Here is a 14,492-nt window from a genome sequence, read left to right as displayed (position 1 = left end):
CGCGGGCTCGGGCCCAGACGCGGGCGGAGACTTCGCAGGCCTTCCTTGCGCTTCGCAGAGCCTGCGAAGCGTAGGGAGGTCCTGCGAAGTCAGGGCGCAGGCGCAGGCGCGGGTTCGAACGTGGGCACGGGCCAGGCGGGGGAGCGGACCATCGGGAGCCGGTCGCCGGGCGAAGCCCGACCGGCCCTGCGCGTTCAGGCCGGGGCGTTCGCCGTGACGATGCGGGTGGCGAGGGCGATCAGGTCCTCGCCGGTCAGGCCGGGGTAGCCGTGCAGCATGCTGCGCCAGCGGGCGGGGACGGCGGAAGCGCCCCACCGCGCGCCGAGCAGCCCGCCGACGATGGCGGCGGTGGTGTCGGTGTCGCCGCCCGCGCGGACGCAGAGTTCGAGTGCCAGCGGGAGGTGTTCGGGGCCGGAGGCGTCGGCAGTGGTGATCGCCCACCAGGCGGTCTGGAGCGCGTGCACGACCCAGCCGTTGTTCGGAAAGTGCGCGGGCGCACCGTTTTCGGCCTGATCGAGCAGCCGGTTCCAGTAGTCGGCGCTGTCGGTGGTGGCGACGTACTCGCGGACGCCGTCGAAGGTCGCGGTGAGCACCGCGTGCCGGACGGCGTAGGTCCAGATCTCGCACGCCTCGACGGCCTGCTGATCGTGATGGGTGAGCAGGCCGACCGCGCCTGCCATTCGCACGCACTCGGCGGCGTCGTCCAGGTAGCACAGCGCGATTGGGGCGGTCCGCATCAGCGAACCGTTCCCGCCGGTCAGCCCGTCCAGCGACATGGCCTGCTGGTGCATGGCCGCCGCCGAGGGCGGTCGGGCGGAGAGCACCCGGTTGGTCTGGATGCCGATGTCGGGCGGTGCTGAGTCGTACCACCGCACGAAACCCGCTGCCACCGCGTCGAGTTCGAGTCCGGGCCCGTCCGCGGCGGCCTGGGCGATGGCCAGCGCCATCGAGGTGTCGTCGGTCCATTCGCCGGGCGCCCAGTCGAACGCGCCGCCGCCGATCATGTCGATCTCCTGTTCGGGTCCCGGCCGGGTGAACTCGTATCCGGCGCCGAGCGCGTCGCCCGCCGCGGTGCCGAGCAGCGCACCGGCCGCCCTGTCGAGTCGCCCGTCGTCCAGCATCGTGAAAACCCCTCCGGTCCCGCGTCGATCGCGGCAAATGTACCGGAGCGGTCGTGCCGCGAACCCCTGTCGAATCGGACAAGCGTCGGCCGCGTTCTCTGTGCCGATACGACGAAAGAGCCGGTGGGCCTGTCGATTCGATGTGGGACCGCCATGTGCGCGGTCGTGTCCGCGGTGCGGTGCGTCGGACGGCGGGCGAGACGCTCGGCGCCGAACGGGTAACGGCGGCAAGGATGTCGATGACACGGTGCGCCGCCGCATCCTGCCCAACCCCACGAGAGCGCCAACGGGCGACGACCGCCGTCGAGGAAGCCTGTCCGCAGACCCTCAGGGCGTCGGCGCGTCGCTGGGCGCCACCGGAGCCGGGGTGCGCCGACCGCGCCGGGCGCGCAGCAGGGCGTCGGTGGTGAAGATCGCCAGCGCCGCCCAGATGAGCGCGAAACCGGCCCAGCGGGACGCGGGCATCGGTTCGTGCGCGACGGCGACGCCCCAGGCCATCTGGAGCGCCGGGGTGAGGTATTGCAGCAAACCCATGGTGGACAGCGGAACTCGTTGCGCGGCGATGGCGAACAGCAGCAGCGGCACCAGCGTGACCGGTCCGGTCGACATCAGCAGCGCGCTGTGCCCCGCGCCGGAGGTGAACGCGCTGCTGCCGGTGAACAGCAGCACGAGGACGAACGCGAGCGCGAACGGCGCGGCGACGATGCCCTCGGCCGCGATGCCGCGCAGCGCGTCGAGCGGGATGACCTTCTTCACCAGTCCGTACAGCGCGAACGAGCAGGCGAGGGCGAGGGCGATCCAGGGTGGCCTGCCGTAGTCGACGGTTAGCACCGCGACCGCCGCCGCGCCAAGCCCGAGCGCGGCCCACTGCGCCCGCCGCAATCGCTCGCGGAAGATGATCACGCCGAAGCCGACGGTCACCAGCGGGTTGACGAAGTACCCGAGCGCGCACTCCACCACGTGACCGGAGGTGACGCCGTAGACGTAGACGCCCCAGTTGATCGAGATCGCCGCCGAGGCGAGCGCGGCCAACCGCCAGGTCCGCGCATCGATGCCCGCCATCTCGCGCAGCCGTCCGGTGACGACCAGCACGGCGAGCACCACCACGAGCGTCCACAGGATGCGCTGCGCGAGCACCTCCACCGCGCTCGCAAACGCCAGCAGACCGAAGAACGCGGGAAACAAACCCCAGATCAGATAGGCACTGGTGCCGAAGGCAACACCGGGGATGGATCTGATTCGCCGCACCGTGCCAGGTTAGTGCGCGGGCGTTGTTCATGGGATGAATCGTCGGTGCGCGCGGGGTCTGTGGATAAGGTCTCGGTCTATCCACAGCCCCGCACATGGCCGGAGCGGATGGGCCACTGTGCCTACTAGTCTGACGTGCATGTCGATAACCGTGCAGGCGTCGGGCGCCACCGGACTCACCACGGCCGAGGTCGAGCAGCGTCGCCGCGACGGACTCACCAACGACGTGCCGGACCGGGCCAGCCGCTCGGTGCGCGACATCGTCCGCGCCAACGTCTTCACCAGGATCAACGCGATCCTGGGTGTGCTGTTCATCCTGGTGCTGTCGACCGGTTCGATCATCGACGGCATGTTCGGCCTGCTGATCGTGGCCAACAGCGCGGTCGGCATCATCCAGGAGGTTCGGGCGAAGCGGACGCTGGACCAGCTGGCCATCGTCAGCCAGGCCAGGCCCACCGTGCGCCGCGACGGTGTCGCGCACGAGGTCGCGCCGAAGGACGTGGTGCTCGACGACCTGATCGAGCTCGGTCCCGGCGACCAGATCGTGGTGGACGGCGTGGTCGAGGAGTCCGCGCTGCTGGAGATCGACGAGTCGCTGCTCACCGGCGAGGCCGACCCGATCGACAAGGCCGTCGGCGCGGAGGTGATGTCGGGCAGCTACGTGGTGTCCGGTTCCGGCGCCTACCGCGCCACCAAGGTCGGCCGCGACGCCTACGCGGCGAAGCTGGCCGAGGAGGCGAGCAAGTTCACCCTGGTGCACTCCGAGCTGCGCAGCGGCATCGACAAGATCCTGAAGTTCATCACCTACCTGCTGATCCCCGCCGGTCTGCTCAGCATCTACAACCAGCTGTTCTCGAGTGGCGAGAGCTGGCGGCCCGCGGTGACGGGCATGGTCGCCGCGCTGGTGCCGATGGTGCCCGAGGGGCTGGTGCTGATGACCTCCATCGCGTTCGCGGTGGGTGTGGTGCGACTCGGCCGCCGTCAGTGTCTGGTCCAGGAGCTGCCCGCGATCGAGGGCCTGGCCCGCGTGGACGTGGTGTGCGCGGACAAGACCGGAACGCTGACCGAGAACGGCATGCGGCTGTCGGACATCAAGATCATCGACGGCTTCGACGACGCCGAGGTGCGCAAGGCGCTGGGCGCGATGGCGGGCGACGACCCGCGTCCCAATGCCAGCGTGCAGGCCATCGCCGAGGAGCTGACCGATCGGCCCGGCTGGCAGTACACCGCGGTCGCGCCGTTCTCCTCGGCCAAGAAGTGGAGCGGCTTCTCCTACGGCGAGCACGGCGACTGGCTGCTCGGCGCGCCCGACGTGCTGCTCGACTCGGGCTCGGAGGAGGCGCGCACGGCGGAGGAACTCGGCTCGTCGGGTCTGCGCATCCTGCTGCTCGCCCAGAGCGATCGTCCGGTGGACGCGCCCGACGCACCGGGCGAGGTGCGGCCCGCGGCGCTGGTCGTGCTGGAACAGAAGATCCGCCCCGATGCCCGCGACACCCTCGATTACTTCGCCAGCCAAGATGTTTCGATCAAGGTGATCTCCGGCGACAACGCCGTCTCGGTGGGCGCCGTGGCGTCCTCGCTCGACCTGCCCGGCGGTGATCACGCCGTCGACGCGCGCCGGTTGCCTGAGGACCGTGAGCAACTGGCCGACGTGCTCGAGCACGAGACGACCTTCGGCCGGGTCCGCCCGGATCAGAAGCGCGCCATGGTCGGTGCGCTCCAGTCGCGCGGCCACACCGTCGCCATGACCGGCGACGGCGTGAACGACGTGCTCGCGCTGAAGGATTCCGACATCGGCGTTGCCATGGGCGCGGGCAGCCCGGCTACCCGCGCGGTCGCGCAGATCGTGTTGCTGGACAACAAGTTCGCGACGCTGCCCTACGTCGTCGGCGAGGGTCGCCGGGTGATCGGCAACATCGAGCGCGTTTCGAATCTGTTCCTCACCAAGACCGTGTACTCGGTGCTGCTCGCCTTCCTTGTCGGTCTGGCGGGCGTCGGCTCGCAGATCTTCGACTACGAGCCGATCGGCTACCCGTTCCTGCCGCGCCACGTCACCATCGCCGCCTGGTTCACCATCGGCATTCCGGCGTTCATCCTCTCCCTCGCCCCGAACAACGAGCGCGCACGCACCGGATTCGTCTCGCGCGTTATGCGTTTGGCGATCCCGTCCGGTGTGGTGATCGGCGTCGCGACGTTCGTGGCGTACCTCATCGCCTACGCGGGACCGGAAGCCAGCGAGACGCAGAAGGAGCAGGCGGGCACCACCGCGCTCATCACGTTGATCATGATCGCGGTGTGGGTGCTCGCCATCGTCGCCCGGCCGTACGTGTGGTGGAAGGTGGTGCTGATCGCGGCGTCCATGGCGGCCTACGTCGTGCTGTTCACGGTGCCGTTCACCCGCGAGTTCTTCAAGCTCGACCCCTCCAACGTGGCGCTCACCACCTCGGCGTTCATCTGCGGCGCGATCGGCATCGTGCTGGTGGAGGCGATCTGGTGGATCAGCGCCGCGCTGCACGGCGAGCAGCGCAGGCTCATCCCGGCCACGCCGGGCGGTAGCGCCTAGTCCTTCCACCTGCACGCTTTCGGCGCGAGAAGCCTTGTGCGAAGCGGTCATTCGAAGTTGGAGTACCTTCTCCGAATATGGAGGTACTGCTGCACCAGATCGACGCGTTCGCCGACGCACCGTTCTCGGGCAATCCGGCGGCCGTGATGCCGCTGACGTCGTGGTTGCCGGACGAGCTGCTGCAAAACCTGGCCGAGGAGAACAACCTCGCCGAAACCGCCTTCTATACCTCGCAGTTACCTCCGGAGGCGGTCGGCCCGCCGGTGGATCACCCGGCGTTCCACCTGCGCTGGTTCACCCCGGCGGCGGAGGTCGACATGTGCGGGCACGCCACCCTCGCCGCCGCGGCCCAAGTCTTGGAGGACATGCATCCCGGCGCCGACCGGGTGAGCTTCTTCACCAGGAGCGGCTGGCTGCACGTCGATCGCACCGACGACGACGAGTACGTGCTCGACCTGCCGACGGTCGCCTCCGTCGAGGTGGAGCCCGACCCGGCCCTGGTGGCGGCATTGGGCGTGACGCCGGTGCGCGCCTTCTCCGGCACCGACGAGGTCGTCGTGCTCGCCTCGGAAGACGAAGTGCGCCGGGCCCGTCCGCTGTTGAGCGCGTTTCCGCCGCTGCCGCGCGCGGCCGTGCTCACCGCCCCCGGTGCGGAAATCGATTTCGTCTCACGGGTTTTCGCGCCCGGTCTCGGCGTGCCGGAGGATCCGGTCACCGGATCGGCCCACGCCCAACTGGCTCCGCTGTGGGCCGCCGAACTCGGACGCACCGAGCTGACGGCCCGCCAGCTGTCCCGTCGCGGCGGCACGCTGCGCTGCGCGCTGGTCGACGACCGAGTTCTGCTGCTCGGCCGCTGCCGCCGCTACCTCGACGGCGTGGTCACCCTGCCCGACTGACGGACGCGCATCGGACGCGCCGTCGTACGCACCGCCTGGGCTCCGGCCGTGCGCGGGTGATGGGCGGTGTCCGGCAGATGCGCGAGGCCGACGATGGACGGCGTCCGGCTGGATCTCGTCGAGGCGAGAGCCAGCCGCGTTCGTTTGCTATCGCGCCGCCACGGTCTCCGGCTCGAGGGATGCGGACGAGGCGGCGGGTCTCGACATCCGGGACGGCCACCACACTCGATCTCCCGCGATCAGCGTCAGCGCCGGAACGAGGACAGACCGAACCAACAGGGTGTCCAACAGGACGCCGAAGGCCACCGCGAAGCCGAGCTGGGCCAACGACACCAGCGGCAGGGTCACCAGTACCGCGAACGTGGCGGCCAGCACGATGCCCGCGGAGGTGATCACGCCGCCGGTGACCGCGAGACTGCGCAAGATGCCTTGGCTGGTGCCGTGCCGCACGGCCTCTTCCCTTGCCCTGCTGACCAGGAAGATGTTGTAGTCGACGCCGAGGGCGACCAGGAACAGGAAGGCGAGCAGGACAAGGCCGGAATCCAGACCGTCGAAGCCGAACAGCTGCTCGAAGGCGAAAACGCTTGCGCCGAGCGCGGATCCGAACGACAACACCACGGTGAGCACCAATCCGACGGGTGCGGCCAGCGACCGCAACAGCAGGCCGAGGACCGCGGTGACCACGAGCAGCACCAGCGGGATCACCACCCGCCGGTCGCGCGCCGATGCCGTCGCGATGTCGCGGTTCGCCGCGCTGGGGCCGCCGACCACCGCGCCGGGCGCGACCTCGCCGAGAGTGTCGCGCAATCGCTCGATGGTCGCGTATTCGGCGGCCGAATCGGCCGGATCGCGCGGGATCGCGACGATCTCGCCGACGGTCGGCCCGAACCGCCCCGCTTCGACCGCGCCGATGCCCGGATCGGCCGCGACCGCCGACATCGCCGCGTCGCGAACGCCGTTGGGCGCGAGGATGAGCAGCGGTGTGCCCGCGCGGTCCGGGAAGTGCGCGGCGATCAGCGACTGCCCACGGACGGACTCCGGGGTGTCGACGAACTGCTCCGCCCGGCCCAGCGAGGCGGTGTCGCCGAGCAGGCCGAGGCTCAGCAGCGCCAGCACCGCGACCGAGGCGAGCGCGGAGACCACCGGCCTGCGGGCGATGGTCGCCCCGATCCGGACCCACATGGTCTGGGCTGTCGTCGTTTCGGTCCGCACCCGCGGCACCCGCGGCCAGAAGATCCACCGCCCGCACACCACCAGCAGCGCCGGGAACAGCGTCACCATCATCGCGAGAGTGCAGACGATGCCCGCCGCGCCCACCGGGCCCATGCCCGCGGCGTTGTTCATGTCGGCGGCGAGCAGACACAGCAGTCCGAGGCTGACGGTGGCGGCGGAGGCGGTGATCGCGGGCACCGAGTTTCGCAACGCCGCGGACATCGCCGCGCCGACGTCGGTGCGGTGGTGCAGCTCCTCGCGGTAGCGCGCGACGATCAGCAGCGCGTAGTCGGTGCCGACGCCGAACACCAGGATGGTGAGTATCGCGGCGCTCTGGTCGTTGACGGTGATGTCGAATGCCTTGGCCAGCCCATAGACCGCCGCCATCGACAACACGTTCGCCCCCGCGACGGCGATCAACGGCACCAGCCACAGCACTGGGCTGCGGTAGGTCAGCAGCAGGATCACCGTGACCACGAGCGCGGTCACCAGAAGCAGCCGCTCGTCGATCCCTTCGAACGCGCCCTCGAAATCCGCTTGCAGCGCACCGGGTCCGGCGACCTGGACGGTGAGCCCTTCGGGATGCTCGGCGACCATCGCGCGGAACTGCTCGATGTATTCCGCTGACTCACCGTAGGATTCGCCGACCGCGACCGGAAACATCAGGGCCGCACCATCGTCGGAGGGCAGCGGCTGATCCGGCCCGCCCTGCGCCTCGTATTTCGTGCGCAGCGCGGTGTAGTGGGCGGCGGCCGTGGCTCGGTCGGCCTCCGTGACACCGCCCGCGCGGTGATACACCACCAGGAACACATTCTCGGTGCCGCCGGGCAGGGTGGCCTCCAGTTCGGCCGCCATCGTCGACTGCGCCAAGGCGGGAAGGTAGTCGATCTCCCGGTCGGATTTCACGTCGTCCAGCCCGCCCGCCCACGGTGTCAGCGCGGCGAGCACCGCGATCCACAGGCCGATGAGCAACCACGCTCGGCTCTTCGTCCCCATCACTGTCTCCTCGTTTCGGACATGGCAAGCAGCGTCGCGGGAATTCGGACCGAAAGCGTCCGACCGGGGAAGGCTGTTGGAGATACGCCGCGCGGAGTACGCCGGTCGGGCTCGGCTGCCGGAGAATGGCGGGATGAACAGACGGTGGGTGGCCGACGGCGCGTTGGCCGTTGTGCTGCTGATCGTCGAGCTGATCGCCGCGGTGCCGCTCGCGGGCCCGCGTCCGCTTGACGCCTTCGGTGCGGTGCTGCTCACGCTGGCGACAGCGGTGGTCGTGGTTCGCCGGAGCTGGCCCCTCGGGGTGTTGTTCGCGCACTTGGCACTGGCGATTCCCTACCACGCCAACGAATTTCCGCACGAGGCCGTCGTGCCCGCGACCATCGTCGCGCTCTACACCGTGGCCAGGTATGGCACCCGGGTGCGTACGGCGCTGGTGGTCGCGATGGTCCTGCTGTTCGGTGTCGGTGGAATCTTGTTGTCGCGCACCGAGAACGAGAACACGGCACTCCAGGCGTTCGGCGCCGTCGGCTGGATCGTGCTGGCCTGTGTTGCGGGCGAGGCCGTCCGGCTGCACCGCGCCTACCTCGCCGAGGCGCTGGACCGGGCCGAACGCGCCGAACGCTCGCGCGACGCCGAAGCGCGCAGGCAGGTGGCGGAGGAGCGGCTGCGCATCGCCAGGGATCTGCACGACCTGCTCGCCCACACCATCACGGTGATCCAGGTTCAGGCCGGGGTAGCCGCGCACCTGCTCACCGAAGGGAGGGCAGATCGGGCCACCGTCGTGGCCGCCCTCGACACCATCGCGGACGCGTGTGCCGACGCGCGCGCCGAATTGGCCGCGACCGTCGGCGTGCTGCGCACACCCGGCGGGGAACCCCGTGGCCCGCTGCCCGCTCTTGCGCAGCTGTCGGCACTGGCCGAACCCGCAGAGGTGGCGGGTGTGATGGTGGAATTCGAGATAGTGGGCGAGGCGCGTGCCCTCTTGCCGACCGTCGAGATGGTCGCCTATCGGATCGTGCAGGAGGCGCTCACCAACGTCGCCAAGCACGCTCGGGCAACCCGCGCGCTGGTCCGCCTCGACTACGAGGTCGATCGGCTGACCGTGCGCGTCACCGACGACGGTCGCGGAACTTCTGATGGAGCACCGGGTTTCGGCATTCGCGGCATGGTCGAGCGGGCGGAGGCAGTCGGCGGTTCGCTCCGGACGCTCGGCACGGACGCGGGTTTCACCGTCACCGCCGAGCTGCCGATTCCGGGTGCGCCGGAAGCGGCTGGCGCGATGGCTGATTCGCGGCGATCAGTGGGTGATGCGCATCGGGGTGGCGCGCAGGTGCCGACGGGCGACGGCGGGCGATCCGACGGTGGGGACGTCAGCCGAGGCGGGATGGACGCGCGTGATGTCGGCGTGCGGGTGGACGGCGGCAGCGGTGTTCGCGGTGCGGGCGGCAGCGGCGTGCGCGGTGGTGATCGGAGCGAGACCAGCGGAGTCGCTTCGTGATTCGGGTGTTGCTTGCCGACGACCAGGCTCTAGTGCGTGGTGCGTTCGCGCTGTTGGTCGCCTCGGCGCCCGATATGACGGTGGTGGGGGAGGCGGCGACGGGACGTGCGGCGGTGGCGTTGGCTCGTGCCGAACGGGCCGACGTGGTGGTGATGGACATCCGCATGCCGGATATGGACGGCATCGCCGCGACCACGTCCATCGCCGCGGACGAGAACCTCGCCGGCGTCCGGGTGCTGGTGCTCACCACCTACGACACCGACGACAACGTGCTCGCCGCTCTGCGAGCGGGCGCGAGCGGCTTCCTCATCAAGGACACCAAGCCCGCCGCGCTGCTCGACGCGATTCGCACGGTGGCGGCCGGGGAGGCGCTGCTGTCGCCGAGCGCGACCTCCGCCGTCATCGCGCGGGTCAGGTCCGCGCCCGATCCCACACCGCGCCCGACGCTTGGCGCGCTCACCGACCGCGAACTCGATGTGCTCGTCCTGGTCGCACGCGGCCTGACCAACGCCGAGATCGCCGAGACCCTCGTGCTCAGCCCGTTGACGGTGAAGACCCACGTCAGCCGGATCCTCGCGAAACTGCTCGCCCGCGACCGCGTTCAGCTCGTCATCGCCGCCTACGAGGCGGGTCTCGTCACACCCGCCACCTGAGAACCGCTGCGGCGCGCCGGATGTCGTGTCGCTTGCCCGCCCGTTGTGCGAGCTGTTCGCCGAGTCTCTCGGTGCCAGGCCGGGCCTCGAGTCTCGCGGCGCTGGTCAGTTGTCGGGAACCGGGGCGTCGTCCGGTCCGGGGACGACGGTTTCGGTGTGCTCCGGCAGCAAAGGACTCACCGCGAAGTGGCCCGCGACGGCGTCGGCCGGTAGGGCTTCGACCGCGCGGATACCATTGGCGGCGGCCAGGTTTCGGAGCTCTGGCAGGGGGCCGCGGACGACGAGCCCGACGGTGCAGGCGCATCCGGCTCGCAGGCGGGATATGGAGACCGTCATGACGCGCGTGTAGCGCTCGCCGACCGCGCCGGTGCGCTCCAGTTGGTCCTGCACCTGCCACGCGGCCGCGTCGGCGGACGCCACGGCCACCGCGTCGCCCGCGGGCACCTGCACCGCGACCAGCGGCGTCTGCACGCGCGGTATCGGAACGCGGTGCAGCACTTGGCCGATGCGCAGACCGCCGCTGTGCGCGGGAATCGCCTGCGGCGCGATCGGTTCGGTGAACGAGACCAACGCCCAGTGCTGCTCGGTGTCGGTACCGGAGAGCGAATCCCGCGCTCTGGCAAGGTAATCGGCGACCGGCTCGGCGCGGTCGGGGCCGAGCCGATCGGTGCCGACGCCGAGTTCGCGCGGCGGATTCAGCACACCGAGCAGGGCCATGAACGCGATGACACCGGCCGCCAAGGCCCCCGCCAGCGCCGCACGCAATACCCGCGCCCCACGGAGGCCGTTCGCGTCGTTCGTTGCCGCGCCTTCCGAGCGCTCTTGCGGCCGATCGGCAGCCGTATCGCCGCCACCTTCCGCATCGGACCCCGGCCGCTCACGCATTGCGCAGGACGTCCAGCGCGTTCTTCAGATCGTCCGGGTACTCGCTGGTGATCTCCACCCAGCGTCCGTCGGCGGGATGGTTGAAGCCGAGCGAGCGGGCGTGCAACCACTGCCGTTCCAGGCCGAGGCGTTCGGCGAGGCGCGGGTCGGCGCCGTAGGTGAGGTCGCCGCAGCAGGGGTGCCGGATCGCCGAGAAGTGCACGCGAATCTGGTGGGTGCGGCCGGTCTCCAGGTGAATGTCAAGCAGGCTGGCCGCCTGGAACGCCTCGACGGTGTCGTAGTGGGTGACGCTCGGCCGTCCGTCGGCGGTGACCGCGAACTTCCAGTCGTTGCCGCGGGCCCGGCCGATGGGCGCGTCGATGGTGCCGCTGCTCGGATCGGGATGTCCCTGCACCAGCGCGTGATAGCGCTTGTCGACGGTGCGCTGCTTGAACGCCCGCTTGAGCACGGTGTAGGCGTGCTCGGACTGGGCGACCACCATCACACCGGAGGTGCCGACGTCGAGCCGGTGCACGATGCCCTGGCGCTCGTGCGCGCCGGAGGTGGAGATCCGGTATCCGGCCGCGGCCAGCCCGCCGACCACGGTCGGACCCGTCCAGCCGACGCCGGTGTGCGCCGCGACGCCGACCGGCTTGTCCACCGCGACGATGTCGTCGTCGGCGTAGAGGATCTTCATACCCTCGACCGGCGCGGCCTCGATGGTGAGTTCCCGCTTGGGCTCGGGGAATTCGACCTCCAGCCAGGCGCCGGCGACGAGCCGGTCGGACTTGCCCGCAGGCACGCCGTCCAGCTGCACCGAGCCCTCGGCGGTCAGCGCCGCCACCGCGGTGCGCGACAACCCGAGCAACCGGGAGAGGCCCGCGTCGACCCGCATGCCGTCGAGCCCGTCGGGCACGGGCATGGTTCTGGTCTCTCTCATGCCGCGTTCTCCTCTCCGGTGCCGTTCGGCGTGTCCTTCTTGGGCTGGTCCTTCTCGGATTCGGGCTCGGCGGGCGGTTCGGGCCGCGCCGTCGCCGCCCGCTCCTCGTCCGCGTCGCGGCCGGTCCGGGTGCCGTCCGGCTCGAAGCCGAACACCGTCAGCACCACCAGCAGGATCGCGCCGCAGACGATCGCCGAGTCCGCCACGTTGAACACCGGCCACCAGCCGATCGCGACGAAGTCGACGACGTGGCCCTGCAACGGTCCCGGCGCACGGAAGAGCCGGTCGACCAGGTTGCCGAGCGCGCCGCCGAGCACCATGCCGAGCCCGATCGCCCACCACAGCGAGCGCAGCGTGCGCCCGATCCGGATCACGCCGATCACCACGGCCGCGGCGACCAGCGTCAGCAGCCAGGTCATGCCGGTGGCCATGGAGAACGCGGCGCCGGGATTGCGCACCAGGGTGAACCGCGCGAAATCGCCGATCAGATACACGGGCTCGCCCGGCCGGAGGTTGGCCACCGCGATCGTCTTGGTGAGCAGATCGAGGCCGAACAACACCGCGGCGATGATCAGCAGGGTCCGCAACCGTAGCGGCGGGGTCGTCTTCCGCGCCGGGTCGGCGGTGTTGTCCTCGGGCGGCCGGTCGTCACTCACGCCGATCATCATCTCTCGAGCGCCGGGAGCGCCGCGCCGCGCCTCCTCGCGGCGTGTTCGCAACGCGCCTGGCGGCACGCAAGGCGAATGTCCCAGCTGACACTCAGGAAGCGGTCGTATCGTGTTGCTCGTGACGGTGTTGTCTTCTTCTCACCTGCCCCGGTTCGCGCGCTCGAGTGTGTTGCTCGTCGTGCTCGCGGTCGGGCTTTCCGCCTTCGGCGTCGCTTGTGGCGACGACACCGAGGCGCCCGCGGCCACCGAAGGGACCGAGCCGCTCGGCATGCCCAAGGAAGTGACCGTGCCGATCTCTGCCGCGGCGGCCACGCTGCTCTCGCCCGGCGCCGAGCCGCGCGACGTGCTGCGGCCGCATTTCGTCGTCGGCACCGACCAGCGGGTGACCCTGCGCACCGATCACCGCATCGAGCAGCAGATCAATGACCAGCCCAAGCGCGACTTCTCCACGCCCGCGCTGACCATCCCGATGACCGCCGAGACCAGCGCCGAGGGCGTCGATCTCACCATCGGCGCGGTGTCCACGCCCGACCCGTTGTTGAACAAGGCGCTCACCGCCGCCGACGGCTCGCACGCCGGTTTCGATTTCAGCGACGACGGCGCCATCACCGCGCTGCGGCTCGCGCCGTCACCGGACACCTCCAACGCCGCGCGCGCCGCGCTCGAGCAGGCGTTCTACCAGGCCGTGTACCGCTCGATCATGTTCCCCGACGAGCCGGTGGGCGAGGGCGCCGTGTGGACCGTGCACCAAGAGGTGACCGGCGGAGTGACGCTCGACCAGGTCACCACCGCGACGCTGACCGAGCGCGACGGCGACCGGCTCACCATCCACCTGAATGTGACGCAGACCCCGAAATCCTCGGAGTGGTCGCTGCCCAACGACGCGGGCACCCTCGACATCGAGGACTACGTGATGCAGGGCACCGGGACCATCACCGTCGACCTCGGCTTGCCGCTGCCGGTGGCGGGCTCCATCACCGTCGGCGGTCATCAGGCTTACCGTGATCCGCGCAGCGCGAGCATGTTGCAGCAGACCATCACCACGCAGGTGTCGTGGGCGGAGTGAAACGCGGCCTGCTGCTCGGGGTAGTGAGCGCGGCGGTGGTCGCGGGCTGCGGATCGGAGCGGGAGGAGCCGTCCGTTCCCGAGCTGCCGCCGCTCGGTCCCGCGGTCGCGGCCGCTTCGGTGCCGGGTCCGCCGCTGACCGATCCGGCCGAGCTGGCTCGCCGTCTGCTCGGTCCCGCCGACCTGCCCGGCATGACGCCGGTGCTCGATGCCCGCACCCCGGGACAGGCGCAGACCGCAGGACCCACGGCCGAGACGCGTCCCGCCCAGTGCGCGCGGGTGCTGCTGCCGTTGGCCGAGCAGGGCACCGAACCGCTGACCTGGAATACCGTCGCCTACAACGGTCCGAGCTTCTCCAGTATCGATATCGATGCCGCGAGTTATGCACCGGAGAAATTGTCGGACGCCTTTTCCGCGGTGCAGCGGACATTGCGCGAATGCACCGAATATTCGGGCAACGACGCGGACGGGACGTCGATCGAATACCGGCTCGGCGGTTTGGCGCAACCGTCCGTCGGGGACGCCTCGACGGCATTCCAGCTGCGCACCTCCAGCGCCGGATTCACCTTGGTCTCGGTGGCGTCGATCGTCCAGGTGGGCTCGGTATTGGCGCAGGTCACCATAACCGCGCCGGAGTCGGTGGAACCGGCGGCGCTGACCGAGCTGACGGCCGATCAGGTGGACAGGTTGCGCGGTGTCGCCGGGCCGTGAGCGGCGGGTGTGGTTTCGGGCGTTCGTCCGTAGATCTTTCCGCCGATCGGGCGATTT

Annotated in this window: 12 protein-coding genes; 6 read left to right on the top strand and 6 right to left on the bottom strand. The window is 70.3% G+C overall.

Annotated features, from left to right (window positions below; genetic code table 11):
- Positions 1-194: 194 nt before the first annotated feature.
- Positions 195-1,121: an ADP-ribosylglycohydrolase family protein gene (locus NAM01S_RS15465; RefSeq protein ID WP_067785714.1), complete on the bottom strand. Its 927-nt coding sequence runs from the start codon at positions 1,119-1,121 to the stop codon at positions 195-197.
- A gap of 327 nt (positions 1,122-1,448) precedes the next feature.
- Complete coding sequence (rarD, locus tag NAM01S_RS15460; RefSeq protein ID WP_067785711.1) at positions 1,449-2,369, bottom strand: EamA family transporter RarD; 921 nt, start codon at positions 2,367-2,369, stop codon at positions 1,449-1,451.
- A gap of 139 nt (positions 2,370-2,508) precedes the next feature.
- Here rarD and NAM01S_RS15455 point away from each other — a divergent pair, with 139 nt between their 5' ends.
- Together NAM01S_RS15455 and NAM01S_RS15450 are read left to right on the top strand one after the other, a co-directional pair.
- Positions 2,509-4,932, top strand: a complete 2,424-nt coding sequence (locus NAM01S_RS15455) for a cation-translocating P-type ATPase (protein WP_067785708.1) — start codon at positions 2,509-2,511, stop codon at positions 4,930-4,932.
- Positions 4,933-5,009: 77 nt separating this feature from the next.
- Positions 5,010-5,828, top strand: a complete 819-nt coding sequence (locus NAM01S_RS15450; protein ID WP_067785705.1) for a PhzF family phenazine biosynthesis protein — start codon at positions 5,010-5,012, stop codon at positions 5,826-5,828.
- Positions 5,829-5,975: 147 nt separating this feature from the next.
- Here the strand turns inward: NAM01S_RS15450 and NAM01S_RS15445 are convergent, their stop codons facing one another.
- Positions 5,976-8,036: an MMPL family transporter gene (locus NAM01S_RS15445; RefSeq protein WP_067785701.1), complete on the bottom strand. Its 2,061-nt coding sequence runs from the start codon at positions 8,034-8,036 to the stop codon at positions 5,976-5,978.
- Between the two features lie 133 nt (positions 8,037-8,169).
- Here NAM01S_RS15445 and NAM01S_RS15440 point away from each other — a divergent pair, with 133 nt between their 5' ends.
- Together NAM01S_RS15440 and NAM01S_RS15435 are read left to right on the top strand one after the other, a co-directional pair.
- A complete protein-coding gene (locus NAM01S_RS15440; RefSeq protein WP_169810859.1) occupies positions 8,170-9,534 on the top strand; it encodes a sensor histidine kinase in 1,365 nt (454 codons plus the stop codon).
- Positions 9,531-10,187, top strand: a complete 657-nt coding sequence (locus tag NAM01S_RS15435) for a response regulator (RefSeq protein ID WP_067785694.1) — start codon at positions 9,531-9,533, stop codon at positions 10,185-10,187. Before NAM01S_RS15440 ends, NAM01S_RS15435 begins: the two co-directional genes overlap by 4 nt.
- 105 nt (positions 10,188-10,292) lie before the next feature.
- Here the strand turns inward: NAM01S_RS15435 and NAM01S_RS15430 are convergent, their stop codons facing one another.
- From NAM01S_RS15430 to lspA, 3 genes are all read right to left on the bottom strand, one after another.
- Entirely contained in the window at positions 10,293-10,904 is a 612-nt protein-coding gene (locus NAM01S_RS15430; RefSeq protein WP_174554813.1) for a hypothetical protein, read from the bottom strand.
- 160 nt (positions 10,905-11,064) lie between these two features.
- Complete coding sequence (locus NAM01S_RS15425; protein ID WP_067785687.1) at positions 11,065-11,991, bottom strand: RluA family pseudouridine synthase; 927 nt, start codon at positions 11,989-11,991, stop codon at positions 11,065-11,067.
- Complete coding sequence (gene lspA / locus NAM01S_RS15420; RefSeq protein WP_067785683.1) at positions 11,988-12,659, bottom strand: signal peptidase II; 672 nt, start codon at positions 12,657-12,659, stop codon at positions 11,988-11,990. The genes NAM01S_RS15425 and lspA overlap by 4 nt, the downstream gene beginning before the upstream one ends.
- 124 nt (positions 12,660-12,783) lie before the next feature.
- Here lspA and NAM01S_RS15415 point away from each other — a divergent pair, with 124 nt between their 5' ends.
- Together NAM01S_RS15415 and NAM01S_RS15410 are read left to right on the top strand one after the other, a co-directional pair.
- A complete protein-coding gene (locus NAM01S_RS15415) occupies positions 12,784-13,725 on the top strand; it encodes a hypothetical protein (RefSeq protein ID WP_097246148.1) in 942 nt (313 codons plus the stop codon).
- A complete protein-coding gene (locus NAM01S_RS15410) occupies positions 13,713-14,435 on the top strand; it encodes a sensor domain-containing protein (RefSeq protein WP_067785677.1) in 723 nt (240 codons plus the stop codon). The genes NAM01S_RS15415 and NAM01S_RS15410 overlap by 13 nt, the downstream gene beginning before the upstream one ends.
- Positions 14,436-14,492 lie beyond the last annotated feature (57 nt).

The organism is Nocardia amikacinitolerans NBRC 108937 (assembly GCF_001612615.1).
GTDB classification, from domain to species: domain Bacteria; phylum Actinomycetota; class Actinomycetes; order Mycobacteriales; family Mycobacteriaceae; genus Nocardia; species Nocardia amikacinitolerans.
This window is presented reverse-complemented; position numbering and strand designations above follow the sequence as displayed.

Coding starts and splice junctions, on each gene's coding strand:
- NAM01S_RS15465 (WP_067785714.1), bottom strand. CDS start 1,121: ATGCTGGACGACGGGCGACTCGACAGGGCGGCCGGTGCGCTGCTCGGC.
- NAM01S_RS15455 (WP_067785708.1), top strand. CDS start 2,509: ATGTCGATAACCGTGCAGGCGTCGGGCGCCACCGGACTCACCACGGCC.
- NAM01S_RS15450 (WP_067785705.1), top strand. CDS start 5,010: ATGGAGGTACTGCTGCACCAGATCGACGCGTTCGCCGACGCACCGTTC.
- NAM01S_RS15445 (WP_067785701.1), bottom strand. CDS start 8,036: ATGGGGACGAAGAGCCGAGCGTGGTTGCTCATCGGCCTGTGGATCGCG.
- NAM01S_RS15440 (WP_169810859.1), top strand. CDS start 8,170: ATGAACAGACGGTGGGTGGCCGACGGCGCGTTGGCCGTTGTGCTGCTG.
- NAM01S_RS15430 (WP_174554813.1), bottom strand. CDS start 10,904: ATGGCCCTGCTCGGTGTGCTGAATCCGCCGCGCGAACTCGGCGTCGGC.
- NAM01S_RS15425 (WP_067785687.1), bottom strand. CDS start 11,991: ATGAGAGAGACCAGAACCATGCCCGTGCCCGACGGGCTCGACGGCATG.
- lspA (WP_067785683.1), bottom strand. CDS start 12,659: ATGATGATCGGCGTGAGTGACGACCGGCCGCCCGAGGACAACACCGCC.